At 67.4% G+C, this 13,640-nt stretch carries 10 protein-coding genes, 1 tRNA gene and 1 pseudogene; 4 read left to right on the forward strand and 8 right to left on the reverse strand.

All coding sequences use genetic code 11. The features are described 5' to 3' along the window. Nucleotides 1–61 precede the first annotated feature (61 nt). A pseudogene (locus tag AC6HZP_RS20155) lies at nucleotides 62–1,081 on the forward strand (recombinase family protein); the annotation flags it as partial. Nucleotides 1,082–1,132: 51 nt separating this feature from the next. Here the strand turns inward: AC6HZP_RS20155 and AC6HZP_RS20160 are convergent. The 4 genes from AC6HZP_RS20160 to mnmA form a co-directional block, all read right to left on the reverse strand. Next, the gene (locus AC6HZP_RS20160) at nucleotides 1,133–1,591 is read right to left on the reverse strand and encodes a hypothetical protein (RefSeq protein ID WP_497524307.1); all 459 of its coding nucleotides are present in this window, start codon (nucleotides 1,589–1,591) and stop codon (nucleotides 1,133–1,135) included. A gap of 46 nt (nucleotides 1,592–1,637) precedes the next feature. Further along, nucleotides 1,638–1,714 (reverse strand) — tRNA-Met (locus AC6HZP_RS20165). A 79-nt stretch (nucleotides 1,715–1,793) separates the two neighbouring features. After that, nucleotides 1,794–2,483 (reverse strand): class I SAM-dependent methyltransferase, encoded by a 690-nt coding sequence (locus tag AC6HZP_RS20170; RefSeq protein ID WP_201400720.1) that lies wholly within the window; start codon nucleotides 2,481–2,483, stop codon nucleotides 1,794–1,796. 9 nt (nucleotides 2,484–2,492) lie between these two features. Further along, a complete protein-coding gene (gene mnmA / locus AC6HZP_RS20175; RefSeq protein ID WP_497524308.1) occupies nucleotides 2,493–3,686 on the reverse strand; it encodes a tRNA 2-thiouridine(34) synthase MnmA in 1,194 nt (397 codons plus the stop codon). A gap of 338 nt (nucleotides 3,687–4,024) precedes the next feature. On the opposite strand from mnmA, the gene sciP reads away from it, so the two are divergent. Next, nucleotides 4,025–4,300 (forward strand): CtrA inhibitor SciP, encoded by a 276-nt coding sequence (gene sciP, locus AC6HZP_RS20180; RefSeq protein WP_026303994.1) that lies wholly within the window; start codon nucleotides 4,025–4,027, stop codon nucleotides 4,298–4,300. A 219-nt stretch (nucleotides 4,301–4,519) separates the two neighbouring features. Here the strand turns inward: sciP and AC6HZP_RS20185 are convergent, their stop codons facing one another. Further along, a complete protein-coding gene (locus tag AC6HZP_RS20185; RefSeq protein ID WP_497524309.1) occupies nucleotides 4,520–5,221 on the reverse strand; it encodes a metal-dependent hydrolase in 702 nt (233 codons plus the stop codon). Between the two features lie 144 nt (nucleotides 5,222–5,365). Here AC6HZP_RS20185 and AC6HZP_RS20190 point away from each other — a divergent pair, with 144 nt between their 5' ends. Together AC6HZP_RS20190 and ruvX are read left to right on the forward strand one after the other, a co-directional pair. Further along, a complete protein-coding gene (locus AC6HZP_RS20190) occupies nucleotides 5,366–5,980 on the forward strand; it encodes a YqaA family protein (RefSeq protein ID WP_201400723.1) in 615 nt (204 codons plus the stop codon). Between the two features lie 13 nt (nucleotides 5,981–5,993). Continuing rightward, on the forward strand, nucleotides 5,994–6,515 hold the full coding sequence (gene ruvX / locus AC6HZP_RS20195) for a Holliday junction resolvase RuvX (RefSeq protein ID WP_497524310.1): 522 nt from the start codon (nucleotides 5,994–5,996) through the stop codon (nucleotides 6,513–6,515). Here ruvX and AC6HZP_RS20200 read toward each other — a convergent pair. The 3 genes from AC6HZP_RS20200 to topA all read right to left on the reverse strand — a co-directional run bounded on the left by AC6HZP_RS20200 (nucleotide 6,494) and on the right by topA (nucleotide 13,616). Then, nucleotides 6,494–8,137, reverse strand: coding sequence for an acyl-CoA dehydrogenase family protein (locus AC6HZP_RS20200; RefSeq protein WP_201400725.1), 1,644 nt, complete (start codon nucleotides 8,135–8,137; stop codon nucleotides 6,494–6,496). The genes ruvX and AC6HZP_RS20200 overlap by 22 nt on opposite strands. A 207-nt stretch (nucleotides 8,138–8,344) precedes the next feature. Further along, nucleotides 8,345–10,735, reverse strand: a complete 2,391-nt coding sequence (gene rnr / locus AC6HZP_RS20205) for a ribonuclease R (RefSeq protein WP_497524311.1) — start codon at nucleotides 10,733–10,735, stop codon at nucleotides 8,345–8,347. 130 nt (nucleotides 10,736–10,865) lie between these two features. Next, complete coding sequence (gene topA, locus AC6HZP_RS20210; RefSeq protein WP_497526831.1) at nucleotides 10,866–13,616, reverse strand: type I DNA topoisomerase; 2,751 nt, start codon at nucleotides 13,614–13,616, stop codon at nucleotides 10,866–10,868. Nucleotides 13,617–13,640: the final 24 nt, after the last annotated feature.

Below are 13,640 nucleotides of genomic sequence, written 5' to 3' on the forward strand. Positions count from 1 at the left end.
CTAAGGCTGATGCTCGCCGCGATCGCGCGCGGGCCGGATTGATGATTGAAGGTGAAGGCGAATGCACCACCAAGGAACGCGAGCGGCGATTTACGCCCGGTTCTCGACCGACCTCCAAAGCGAGCGCTCTGTCGACGATCAACTCGCCCTTTGTCGAGAGTATGCCGCTCGATCCGGACTCCGCGTCGTCGCCGAGTATTTCGACAAAGCGCGGTCCGGCGCGTCCGTCTTCGGACGAGACGGACTACTTGGTCTCATGGACGATGCGCGGGCAGGCAAATTCGACACGATCATTGTCGAGGCGCTAGACCGCCTCTCGCGCGATCAGGAGGATCTCGCCGGCCTGCACAAGCGGCTCACGTTCCTCGGCATCAGGATTCTTGCCGTACATGACGGCGCGGCCGACGCAATCCAGGTCGGCATTCGCGGTCTCGTCTCGACGCTCTTCCTGGCAGATCTCAAGCATAAGGTGCGCAGAGGCATGGCCGGCGTCGTTCGAGACGGCCGGCATGCTGGTGGCCGGGCCTACGGCTACCGCCCTGTTCTTGGCCAGCCGGGCGTTATGGAGATCTACGAGCCGGAGGCGGAGATCGTCCGACGGGTCTATGCGGAAGCCGCCCTAGGGCGCCGCCCCCGCGAGATTGCTGCCGACCTCAACCGGGACGGCGTGCAGGCCCCGCGCGGCACCTCTTGGAACGCGAGCACCATTGCCGGCTCGGCGAAGCGAGGCTACGGCATCCTTCGCAATCCGCTCTATGCTGGCAAGATCGTCTGGAACCGGGTCCAGATGGTGCGAGACCCTGATACCGGCAAGAGGGTGAGCCGCGTCAATGACGCCAGCGAGCACCGCGAGGCCGAGGCACCGCACCTCGCGCTGGTCGATCGCGACACGTATGAGGCGGTGATCGCCGCTCTTCAAGGTCGGGCAAAGCGCGCCAGCGGCGGCGAATTCACCCGTCGACCCAAGCGGCTTCTGTCAGGGCTCCTACGATGCGGTCACTGCGACGGGGGCATGTCGATACACGATCGCAACAAGGGCACCACGCGCATAAAGTGCACGCGATCGGTCGAGGGCGGCGTATGCAACAATCGAAAGCGCTACTCCCTGGAGAAGATCGAGACGGCGGTGGTCTCAGGGCTCCGGGTCCAGCTCTCTCATCCAGACCTCCTGGCGGAATACGTCCGGACCTATCGCGAGGAGCGCCGGGACGAGGCCGCCAAGGCAGCACGCGAGCGTTCTACGTTGGAACGGAAGGTCGCCGATCTGACCGGTCAGATGGAGCGGCTGATGGGCGCGCTGGCGCGCGGCGTCCTGCCCGTCGAGGCTGTGGAGGGGCAGTATGGCCCGCTGAAGACAGAGCGAGACCGTATCGCCGTAGAGCTCGCGCATGTCGCAGCTCCCGCAGCCATCGAGCTCCACCCGCACGCGGTGGGACAATACAGGGCGGCCGTGGAAAATCTGGCGGGCCGGCTTAGCCAGCTGGACGACCGGGCCGACGCGGAGGCCATCGAAGCATTCCGGGCGCTCGTTGATCGCGTCGTTATCCATGACACGCAAGCCGGAGGGGTTGATGTCGAGGTGATCGGTCACCTGTCCGCCCTTCTCGGTCAGAATGCCGAGAACTTGGGGGGACGAATGGTAGCGGAGGAGGGACTTGAACCCCCGACACGCGGATTATGATTCCGCTGCTCTAACCAGCTGAGCTACTCCGCCCCAGGGCCGGCGCTTGCGCCGGCTGGAATGGCCCGCTTATAGGGAGCGCGGCCGAGGGCTGTCAAGCTTCGACAGCGCTTCACACACGCTCAAACACAAGCAGTGTGAAAAACCCGATCGGACCGACCCGGCGGCGATCGATCAGGCGCAGGTCCGAACGGCCGAGAATGCGGCCGATGTCGAAATCCATGTGCCAGCCGAGCGAGGCGGAAAGCGGCGCCAGCTTCTCGCCGAGCCAGCCGCGCCAGCCCTTCTGCTCCGGAAAATGGCTGACCAGAACGACGGCGCCGCCCGGCCGCGTGACGCGGGCGAGCTCGGCCATCACCGCCTTCGGATCCGGCACCACAGTCAGCACGAACATGGCGACGGAGGTGTCGAAGCTCTCGTCCGCCATCGGCATCTCGCCGGCGTCGGCGACTTCCAGCGCCTCGACATTGGCGAGACCGTCCGCCGTCACCCGCTCGCGCGCGATGTCGAGCATTTCGGGCGACAGGTCGATGCCGGTGATGCGGTGGTCGGGGTGATAATGCGGCAGCGAGATGCCGGTGCCGACGCCGCATTCCAGGATGCGGCCGGAGGGCAGCTCGTTGACGAAGGATACCGCGGCGCGACGGCCCGAATCGAAGACATAGCCGAACACCCGATCATAGATCGGCGCCCAGCGGGCATAGGTGCTGCGGACCGCTTCCTCGTCGATCCGCGCCGTGCGCTTGCGGTTGTCGGCGAACGACTTCCACTTCCGCGCGACGTCCTCAAAAAATTCCGGCATTGCTCTCCCTCAAGCTGCTCTGACATTGTCCGGAGCGATCAGGCGGCGCAACGCCTGTTCCGCTTCGCCGTTCCGCTCGGCGCGCCCGATCCAGCCGCCGCCGAGGACGCGCGCGCCCTCCCCCTCGCCGGCATAGAAGACGCAGGCCTGGCCGGGGGCGACCCCGGTCTCGCCATCCAACAACGAAACCTGGGTCTCGCCGTTCCGCTGCACGATCTCGGCGCGCTGCGGCGCCCGCGTCGAGCGGACGCGCGCATAGATCTCGACGCCCGCCTCGCCGATCGCCTCGATCGGCGCGTCGCCGAGCCAGTTGACGTTGCGCAGGATCAGCCGGCGGGCGGCCAGCGCCTCGCGCGGGCCGACGATGACGCGCTGCCGCTCGGCATCGAGATGCAGCACGTAGAGCGGGTCGGCCGCCGCGACGCCGAGACCGCGGCGCTGGCCGACCGTGTAGTGGATGATGCCCTCGTGCCGGCCGAGAACGCGGCCGTCGATATGGACGATGTCGCCGCCTTCGGCAGCGCCGGGCTTCAGCCGCTCGATCACGTCGGAATATTTGCCGTTCGGCACGAAGCAGATGTCCTGGCTGTCATGCTTGTCGGCGATCTCGAGGCCGAGCTCGCGGGCGATCTCGCGCGTTTCCGGCTTGGTCAGATGGCCGAGCGGGAAGCGGATGAAGTCGAGCTGCTCGGGCGTCGTCGCGAACAGGAAATAGCTCTGGTCGCGATCGAGGTCGGCCGGGCGGAACATGCCGCGATGGCCGTTCGGAAGCAGCCGGCTCTGGACGTAATGGCCGGTCGCCAGCGCCGCCGCGCCGAGCTCGCGCGCCGTCGTCAGGAGGTCGGAGAACTTGACCGTCTGGTTGCAGGCGACGCAGGGGATCGGCGTCTCGCCGGCGATGTAGCTCGCAGCGAAGCTGTCGATCACCGACTTGCGGAAGCGCTCCTCGTAGTCGAGCACGTAATGCGGGATGTCGAGCTTCTCGGCGACGCGGCGGGCGTCGTGGATGTCCTGGCCGGCGCAGCAGGCGCCCTTGCGATGCGTCGCCTCGCCATGGTCGTAGAGCTGCAGCGTCATGCCGACGACGTCGTAGCCCTCGCGTTTCAACAGTCCCGCGACGACCGAGGAATCGACCCCACCCGACATCGCGACGACGATGCGCGTGTCCTCGGGGCGGCCGGGTAGATCGAGACTGTTGAGCATGGTGGTCACTGCTTTGCCGTGTTGCCGCACGATTCTTTTTTACAAGCAGCGGCAGGAACGCATGGGGGCGGCTTCGCCGCGTAGGGCCGGACTATAATGTCGATCGCGTCATCTTCAAGGCGCAGCCGTCGCGATCGACCGTCAAAACGCGCGGAAAAGGTCGGGAATCCGCGATCGCCGGCCCGCATCATCCCATGCCAAACGGGAGCAAACCGCCATCGGCGGCGGGTTGCAGGTCGTTGCAATCCTTACCGAATGATTGCCGGCGGTTTAGCCAATTTTTAAAGCCGACGTCGTAGTCTCGCTTTCGACAAGGTCAGGTTGAGTGTGAGAGTAGAATGACCGATCAAATGCGTCCGCGCGTCAAATACGTCATCGGACCGGACGGAAGTCCGCTTACGATTGCCGATTTGCCGCCGCGCGACACGAAGCGTTGGGTTATCCGCCGAAAGGCAGAAGTCGTCGCGGCGGTGCGGGGGGGCCTGCTCAGCCTAGAAGAGGCGTGTCAGCGCTATACGCTGACCGTCGAGGAGTTCATCTCCTGGCAGCAATCGATCGACCAGCACGGCTTGGCCGGGCTCAGGACGACGCGGATTCAACAATATCGCCAGTAGATCGCGCGGCCCCGTCCGGGCCAAGCAACCAAAACTGAAAAGGCCGGCGCTTCGCCGGCCTTTTCTTTTGTTTCTCTGCCCAGGGAGCGACAGGCCCTCACCCCAACCCTCTCCCGCGAGCGGGAGAGGGAGCCGATGGCGCTCGATCCACGAAGTGCGCCGGCCGAAAGCCCTCGCCCGCTTGCGGGAGAGGGTTGGGTGAGGGTGTTTCCTGGCCCCTCAGAGCGTCAGCGTCTCGCCGACGGCGGGCACCACGACCTTCGCGTCGGCGCCCTGCATGCCGGCGATGAACTTGTCCGGCGTCTGGTCGAGCAGCCCGAACGTGCCGTAGTGGCACGGGATCACCGTCTCGAAATGGAAGAAGCGCCGGGCCGCCAGCGCCGCGAGCTCGCCGCCCATGGTGAAGCGGTCGCCGATCGGCAGGATGCCGATCTTCGGCTCGTAGATCTCGTCGATCAGCGCCATGTCGGAGAAGATGTCGGTGTCGCCGGCGAAATAGAGCGTCTTCTCGCCGGGGGCGCGGACGACCAGGCCGTGCGCCTGGCCGAGCGAGATGGCGATGCCGTTCTCGTCGACCGAGCCCGAGGAATGGTGCGCCACCGTCATCGAGACACGGAAGGCGCCGAGATCGAGCGTACCGCCGGAATTCATCGGCTGCACATTGGCGACGCCCTTGTGCGCCAGGTAGGTGGCGAGATCGGCGTCGGCGACGACCGCCGCGCCATTCGCCTTGGCGATCGCCACCGTGTCGCCGACATGGTCGCCATGGCCGTGGCTGAGCAGGATGTGGGTGACGCCCTCGGTCCATTTCGACGCGTCGCCGGTGAGGGACGGATTCCCTGTCAGGAACGGATCGATGAGAATGACGGCGTCGCCGATTGCGACATGAAAGGCCGCATGGCCGAGCCAAGTAAGCTTCATGGTGCTAAATCCATTCCTTGTCAGTTTTTTCCGCCTCAATATGGCGACGGGCGCCAAATTGACCACCCCGCGCGTTCGCGTGCTTGCCGCGCCGGACGTGATCCTTGATAAGGGCGGGATCAACGACGGAGGAAATGTGACGGCATGGAAGCGAGCGCCCCGGAAATCCAGCGTCGCGGCATTATGAAGCGGCTGTTCGACCGGATCATGGTGATGTCGGCCGGGCCGCATGCCTTGTGGCTGCTGGCGGTCGTCTCCTTCACCGAAGCGTCCTTCTTCCCGATCCCGCCCGATCCGATCCTCGCGGCCATCGTGCTGGCGCGGCGCCAGCGTGCCTGGATCGCGGCGCTCGTCTGCACCGTCGCCTCGGTCGTCGGCGGCCTGTTCGGCTACGCCATCGGCTACGGGCTCTACGAGACGATCGGCGCGCCGGTCATCGCCTTCTACAATATGCAGGAAGCCTTCCATACGTTCCAGTTGCGCTTCGACGAATGGGGCGGCTGGATCATCGTCGCCAAGGGGCTGACGCCGATCCCGTTCAAGATCGTGACGATCGCCTCCGGCGTCGCGCACCTGAACCTCTGGACCTTCGTCATCGCCTGCATCATCACGCGCGGCCTGCGCTTCCTGGTGGTGGCGGCGCTGTTCTATGCCTTCGGTCCGCAGGCGCGCGCGATGATCGACAAGCATTTCTCCACCGTGATGATCGTCGGCACGATCGTCGTCATCCTCGGCTTCGTCGCCGTCATCTACATCTGAAAGCGCGGGCCCCATGACCGGCACGATCCTCGACCTGACCGAGCTGGAGGCGGCTTTGCCGCCGGCGGCGGCGCTGATCGGCCTCGATCTCGGCACCAAGACGATCGGCGTCGGGATCTCGGATCTCGGCCGCCGCATCGCCTCGCCGCTGGTGCTGATCAACCGCGTCAAGTTCACGCTCGACGCGGAAGCGCTGATCAAACTGATCGGCGAGCGTCAGGTCGCGGCCATCGTCATCGGCCTGCCGCTCAACATGGACGGTTCGGAAGGCCCGCGCGCCCAGGCGACGCGCGCCTTCGTGCGCAATCTCTTGCCGAAGATCGAGATCCCGGTCTCGTTCTGGGATGAGCGGCTTTCGACGGTCGCCGTGACGCGGACGCTGCTCGAGGCCGATACCAGCCGCAAGCGGCGCGGCGAGCTCGTCGACAAGATGGCGGCCGCCTTCATCCTGCAGGGCGCGCTAGACCGGCTGCAGAAGCTCGCGCGCGACCGGCAGGAAGAAGAAGACGGCGATCAGCCCTTCGGGCAGATGTAGTCGACGAAGGCGCGCGCGTCGAAGCGGGCGTCGAGCATGCCGTAGGTCGAGCGCCACGGCTTGCCGAGGCGTGATTCCAGGAAAGCATCGGCGACCACGGCCGGGAAGCGGCGGCGCAGCGCCGCGGCCGCGACGGTCATGGCGAGCTGCTCGACCAGGATGCGGGCCGAGCCCTCGTCGGCGAGGCCGACGGCGGTCGCCGCGCGCAGCACGTTGAGCGTCGAGCGGGCCGCCTGGCCGAGGCCGTCCTCGATGACGCGGAGCACCGCCTCGAGCGAATCCGACGAGCGGCGCAGGATGCGCATGACGTCGAGACAGAGCGTGTTGCCGGGGCCGTCGGCGAGGGCCGGCGCCAGCGCGTCGCGGTAGAGCCGCGCCAGGTGGTTTTCCTCGACGAAGCCGTTGCCGCCGACGCATTCGATCGCCTCGGCGACGATCGCCGGCGTCACCTTGGTGATCCAGTACTTGACCACCGGCGTCATCAGCCGGGCGAAGGCCGCCTCGACGGGATCGTCATGCGAGCGATCGACCGCTTCCGCCAGGCGGAAGGCGAGCGCCGCCGCGGCGGTGACGTCGAGCGCCATGTCGGCGAGCACGCGCGTCATCAGCGGCTGGTCGATCAGCGGCGCGCCGAAGGCGCGGCGGTGGCGGGCATAATGCACCGCCTCCGAGAGCGCGGCGCGGGCGATGCCGGCGGAGGTCAGCGCGCTGTCGACGCGCGTCAGCGTCACCGTCTCGTTGATGGTGGCGACGCCGCGTCCCGCCTCGCCGATCAGGAAGCCGGTCGTGCCGGGGAATTCGACCTCGGCGACGGCGTTGGAGCGCGTGCCGAGCTTGTCCTTCAGCCGGGTGAGCCGGATCGGGTTGCGCTTGCCGTCGGCGAGGAAGCGCGGCACCAGGAAGAAGGAGAGGCCTTCCAGCGTCTGCGCCAGCACCAGCAGCGCGTCGCTCATCGGCGCCGACACAAACCATTTGTGGCCGACGAGCCGGTAGCCGCCTTCGCCATTGGCGTCGGCGCGGGTCGTGTTGGAACGGAGGTCGGAGCCGCCCTGCTTCTCGGTGGTGGCGAAGGCGAACATCGCGCCCGCCTTCTGCGACGCCGGGATGACGCGCGAATCGTAGCGCCGCGAGCGGATCATCGGCAGCCAGGTCTCGGCGAGCTTCGGCGCATGCGCGAGGGCTGCGACGCTGGCGCTCGTCAGCGACATCGCGCCGACATGGCCGGCCTCGACCTGCGCCGTCATGTAGATGCGGGCGGCGCGGGCGACGGCGCGCACGCTCGCCTCGTCGCCGCTGGCGTCCCAGATCGACGCCTGCAGACCGGCGGCGACGCTGCGCCTCATCAGCGCGTGATAGGCGGGATGGAACTCGACGATATCGGCGCGCCGGCCGCTGGCGTCATGCGTCTTCAGCACGGGCGGCACGGCGTTGGCGAGACGCGCCAGATCGGCCATCTCGGCCGATCCCCACTGCGCGCCATGCGCCGCCAGCCCCTCGACCACCGGGCGCGGCAGCCCCTCGACGAGAGCCGCCAGCACAGGGTCGGACGCATAGAGGTTCGCGCCGACGCGGAACGCGACCTGATTGTTGACTTCGTGCGTTTCGTAATCCGGCGAAACCATGCCTACCCTGCCCCGTCTTCAGCCCGCGTCTCTTATGGCCCGCCAAGGTTAATAGGGGCAAAAAGCGCAGGTGTCTTGCCTCAAGGCCATGAGATTTCCCGCGATCCCGTCGCCTCCCGAAGAAACGACCCGGGAAACGCCAGGATCCCAAACTCACCGTTCCCGCCGGATCTGTCCGGAAGGCCGACGGCCTTCCGGGATCCCGGCTCAGTGGCGCTTGCCCCCGGGCCTGCCCTTGAACGAGCCGCCGCCCGGCCGGCCACGACGGCCGCGGAAGCCGCCCTCGTCCGCCACCTTGCGCTCGCCCTTGGGCAGCATCTTGCCGTCCGACATCAGCTCGAAGCGGAGGGCGCCTGCGACCGGCGCAACCTCGACCAGCTTGACCTCCACCGCGTCGCCGAGGCGGAACATCTCGCCGGTGCGCGAGCCGATCACGGCCTGGCGCGCCTCGTCGAACTGGTAGTAGTCGGAGCCGATCGAGCCGATCGGCACGAAGCCGTCGGCGCCCGTCTCGTCGAGCTTGACGAACAGGCCCGCCCGCGTGACGCCGGCGATGCGGCCGTTGAAATGCGCGCCGACGCGATCGGCCAGCCAATGCGCGACGAGACGGTCGATCGTCTCGCGCTCGGCCGCCATGGCGCGACGCTCGGCGCCGGAGATCTCCTGCGCGATCGCCTCGAGATCCTTCTCCAGGCCATCCTGCAGCCCGCCCTCGCCCAGCTCCAGCGAACGGACCAGGGCGCGGTGGACGATCAGGTCGGCATAGCGGCGGATCGGCGAGGTGAAATGCGCGTAGCGGCGGAGATTGAGGCCGAAATGGCCGATATTCTCCGGGCTGTAGATCGCCTGGCTCTGCGAGCGCAGCACCACCTCGTTGACGAGGGCGGCGTGCTCGCTGTCCTTCACCCGGTCGAGGATCAGGTTGAAGTGGCTCGGCCGGAGATTGCCGCTCTTCGGCAGGTTCATCTCGATCGAGGCGAGGAACTCGCGCAGCGCCTCGAGCTTGGCCAGCGACGGGGCGTCGTGCACGCGGTAGACGAGCGGCGAGCCCTTGCGCTCCAGCGTCTCGGCGGCGGCGACGTTCGCCTGGATCATGAACTCCTCGATCAGCTTGTGCGCGTCGAGGCGTTCGGGAACGACGATCCGGTCGATGGCGCCGTCGGCGCCGACCACGACCTTGCGCTCCGGCAGGTCGAGATCGAGCGGCTCGCGGTTGTCGCGGCCGCGCTTCATCACGGCATAGGCGGCCCAGAGCGGCTTCAGGATCGGCTCCAGCAGCGGACCGGTCTTGTCGTCGGGCCGGCCGTCGATGGCATCCTGCGCCTGGCTGTAGGCGAGCTTCGCCGCCGACCGCATCATGACGCGGTGGAACCAGTGGAACTTCTTCTTGCCCTCGGCGGTGAACTGCATCTTGACCGCCAGCGCCGGGCGATCCTCGCCCTCGCGCAGCGAGCAGAGATCATTCGAGATCCGCTCCGGCAGCATCGGCACGACGCGGTCGGGGAAATAGACCGAATTGCCGCGCTTCAGCGCCTCGCGGTCGAGCGGCGAATTCGGCCGTACATACCAGGCGACATCGGCGATCGCGACGGTGACGAGGAAGCCGCCGGGATTCTCGGGATCGGGATCCGGCTCGGCATAGACGGCGTCGTCATGGTCCTTGGCGTCGGCCGGGTCGATGGTGACCAGCGGCACATGGCGCCAGTCCTCGCGACTGCCGGAGATGACCGCCGGCTTCGCCCGCTCGGCCTCGTCGAGCACGGCCTGCGGGAAGACATAGGGGATGTCGTGCGCATGGATGGCGATCATCGAGACCGCCTTCTCGCTCGTCATCGCGCCGACGATCTCGACGACGCGCACGCGCGGCGGGCCGTAGCGCGTGGCGCGCTTCGGCTCGACGGCGACGAGATCGCCGTCCTTGGCGCCGTTCAGGTCGTCGGGATCGACGTCCGCCTCGCGTTGCTTGCGATCGACCGGATCGATGCGCGCGCCATGCGGCGTCAGGCGCACGACGCCGAGGATCGAGGCGGCGCGCTTCTCGATCACCTTGATGATGCGGCCGGTATGGGCATAGCCCGTGGCCTCGAGATCGGCGGGATCGACATGCGACAGCACGCGATCGCCGATGCCGGGTGCGGGCACCAGCGGCTTGCCGCGATTGGCGCGGATCAGGATGCGCGGCGCGTCGCCGTGGTCCTTGTCCCAGTTGGCGGGCTGGGCGATGAATTCGCCGTCCTCGTCGCGCTCGACGATCGTCAGCACGGTGACGGGCGGAATATCGCCCGGACGCGTCAGCTTCTTGCGGTTCTTCTCGACGAGGCCGTCCTCGCTCAATTCCTTGAGCGTGCGCTTCAGCGCGATGCGGGCGCCGCCGGAAATGCCGAAATGTTTCGAGATCTCGCGCTTGGTCGCCTTGCCGGGATTCTCGGCGATGAAGGCGAGGATCGCCTCACGCGAGGGCATGCCGTTGGCGGGCGGCGCGACGGGGGCAACCGGCTTGCCGGAGGCCTTGGCGAAGGCGGCGGAACGCGTCGCGGATCTCGCGCCGGGCGTCCGGACCTTGGGGGATTTGGGGGGAGTGTCTGGCTTCTTGGCCAAGTAAATAATGTCCAGTTCGGAAAGTGGGTGTCGGGACGCGGGGCCCCGGCTCTCCCGGAGGGAGAAACGAGAATGGCCGGCCGCGCCATTTCTGGCAACAGCCGGCCTTGAACGGTTCCACGGCGATCGCCTAGTCGGCGTCCGCCTCGGTCTCCGCCTTCTTGGCGGCAGTCTTCTTCGCAGCCGGTTTCTTGGCCGCGGCCTTCTTGGCGGGCGCCTTCTTCGCCGGCGCATCTTCCGACGCGTCGTCCGAAGACGCCTTGGCAGCGGCCTTCTTGGCCGGAGCCTTCTTCGCGGCAGCCGGCTTCGCCGCCGCGCGCGTCTTCTTCACCGGCGCCTTGCCCGCCTTTTCGGCGATCAGGGCTACGGCTTCCTCGAGCGATACGGTCTCGGGCGGCAAGGTCTTCGGCAGGGTCGCGTTGACGGCGCCGTGCTTCACATAGGGGCCGTACTTGCCCGCATGCACAGTGACCGCCCCGCCCAATGTCGGGTGGTCGCCCAGCGTCTTCAAGGGCTCGGCGCCGGCGCGAGCCGGCCGGCCGCCGCGCGCCTTCTTCTCGGCGATGACGGCAACGGCGCGGTTGATGCCGACCTCGAACACCTCGTCGACGCTTTCGAGATTGGCGTATTTGCCGTCATGCAGCAGGAACGGGCCGTAGCGGCCGATGCCGGCCTGGATCGGCTTGCCGTCCTCGGGATGAACACCGACCTCGCGCGGCAGCGACAGAAGCGCCAGCGCCCGTTCGAGGTCGAGGGTCGCGGCGTCCCAGCCCTTGGGCAGGCTCGCCCGTTTCGGCTTCTCCTTGCCCTCGGGCTCGCCGAGCTGGACATAGGGACCGAAGCGGCCCGTACGCACGCTCACCTCGAGCCCGGTCTCGGGGTCGGTGCCGAGCACCTTCGAGCCCTCGGCGCCAAGCGCCGAGCCGTTCTCGCCGTTCTCGCCCGGCGTCGCATCGTCGCCCGAGGCGGCCAGCTGGCGGGTGAAGCGGCATTCCGGATAGTTCGAGCAGCCGATGAAGGAGCCGAACTTGCCGAGCTTCAGCGACAGGCGGCCGGTGCCGCAGGACGGGCAGGCGCGCGGGTCGCCGCCATCGGCGCGGGCCGGGAAGATATGCGGGCCCAGCAGGTCGTTCAGCGCATCGAGGACCTGCGTGACGCGCAGTTCCTTGGTGTCGCCGACATCGGCGGCGAAGCGCTGCCAGAACTCGCGCAGCACGTCCTTCCAGGCGATCTCGCCGGCCGAGATCTGGTCGAGCTTCTCTTCGAGATCGGCGGTGAAATCATATTCGACATAGCGCGAGAAGAAGCTCTGCAGGAACGCCGTGACCAGGCGGCCCTTGTCCTCGGGAACGAGGCGCTTCTTCTCGATCCGCACATATTCGCGGTCCTGCAGCACGCCGAGCGTCGCCGCATAGGTCGAGGGACGGCCGATGCCGAGCTCTTCCATGCGCTTCACCAGCGTCGCCTCGCTGTAGCGCGGCGGCGGCTCGGTGAAATGCTGGGTGGCGGCGATCGCCTTCTTGGTCAGCGCCTCGCCCTTCTCCATGCGCGGCAGGCGGCCCTCGTCATCGTCGCCGTCGTCGTCCTTGTCCTCGTTGTAGAGGGCGAGGAAGCCGTCGAAGACCATCACCTGGCCGGAGGCGCGAAGGTCGATCTTGCGGCCGCCGGCGTCGACGAGAATGTCGACCGCGGTGCGCTGCATCTCGGCCGATTCCATCTGGCTGGCGACGGTGCGCTTCCAGATCAGCTCGTAGAGGCGGGCCTGGTCGCTATCGACATAGCGGGCGACTTCGCGCGGACGGCGCTTCGGATCAGTCGGACGGATCGCCTCGTGCGCTTCCTGGGCGTTCTTCGCCTTCACCTGGTATTTGCGCGGCGCGCCGGGCAGGTGCTTGGCCGAGAAATCCTCGCCGATCACGCCGCGCACGGCGGCGACCGCTTCCGGCGCCATGTCGACGCCGTCGGTACGCATATAGGTGATGAGACCGACCGTCTCGCCGCCGATGTCGACGCCTTCATACAGGCGCTGCGCCAGCTGCATGGTGCGGTTCGGCGCGAAGCCGAGCTTGCGGCTCGCTTCCTGCTGCAAGGTCGAGGTGGTGAAGGGCGCGAAGGGATGGCGCTTGGCGGGCTTCGATTCGATCTCGGCGACCGTGTAGCGGCCGGCGTCGAGCGCGCTTCGGAAGGCTTCCGCCTCCTCGGCCGTGCCGACGTCGAGGCGGCTGATCTTCTTGCCGTCGGCGCCGACGAGGCGGGCCAGGAATTCGTCGCCCCGCGGCGTCGCCAGCGTCGCCACCAGCGACCAGTATTCGCGGGGCTTGAAGACCTCGATCTCGTTCTCGCGGTCGCAGACGAGGCGCAGCGCCACCGACTGGACGCGACCGGCCGAGCGGGCGCCCGGCAGCTTGCGCCACAGCACCGGCGACAGGGTGAAGCCGACCAGATAGTCGAGCGCCCGGCGCGCCAGATAGGCATCGACCAGGGCCTCGTCGATCGGGCGCGGATTCTTCATCGCGTCGAGGACGGCCTGCTTGGTGATGGCGTTGAAGACGACGCGCTCGACCGGCTTGTCCTTGATCGCCCGCTTCTGCTTCAGGACCTCGAGCACGTGCCACGAGATCGCCTCTCCTTCGCGATCCGGGTCGGTTGCGAGGATGATGCGGTCGGCGGCCTTGGCGGCGGCGGCCATGTCGACGAGGCGCTTGGCGGACTTCGGGTCCGCCTCCCAGCTCATGGCAAAGTCCTCGTCCGGCAGCACCGAGCCGTCTTTCGACGGCAGGTCGCGGACATGGCCGTAGGAAGCCACGACCTGATAGTCGGAGCCGAGGTACTTGTTGATCGTTTTCGCCTTGGCAGGCGATTCCACGATGACGAGATTCATCAATGCCATTTACGAAAAGGCCGA

This window comes from Kaistia sp. SLG-1 (assembly GCF_059699055.1).

What these genes read in the sequence shown, in the direction of transcription:
- mnmA (WP_497524308.1), bottom strand. Translation starts at nt 3,686, where the DNA reads ATGCTCAACAGTCTCGATCTACCCGGCCGCCCCGAGGACACGCGCATC.
- ruvX (WP_497524310.1), top strand. Translation starts at nt 5,994, where the DNA reads ATGACCGGCACGATCCTCGACCTGACCGAGCTGGAGGCGGCTTTGCCG.
- AC6HZP_RS20185 (WP_497524309.1), bottom strand. Translation starts at nt 5,221, where the DNA reads ATGAAGCTTACTTGGCTCGGCCATGCGGCCTTTCATGTCGCAATCGGC.
- AC6HZP_RS20190 (WP_201400723.1), top strand. Translation starts at nt 5,366, where the DNA reads ATGGAAGCGAGCGCCCCGGAAATCCAGCGTCGCGGCATTATGAAGCGG.
- AC6HZP_RS20170 (WP_201400720.1), bottom strand. Translation starts at nt 2,483, where the DNA reads ATGCCGGAATTTTTTGAGGACGTCGCGCGGAAGTGGAAGTCGTTCGCC.
- topA (WP_497526831.1), bottom strand. Translation starts at nt 13,616, where the DNA reads ATGAATCTCGTCATCGTGGAATCGCCTGCCAAGGCGAAAACGATCAAC.
- AC6HZP_RS20200 (WP_201400725.1), bottom strand. Translation starts at nt 8,137, where the DNA reads ATGGTTTCGCCGGATTACGAAACGCACGAAGTCAACAATCAGGTCGCG.
- sciP (WP_026303994.1), top strand. Translation starts at nt 4,025, where the DNA reads ATGACCGATCAAATGCGTCCGCGCGTCAAATACGTCATCGGACCGGAC.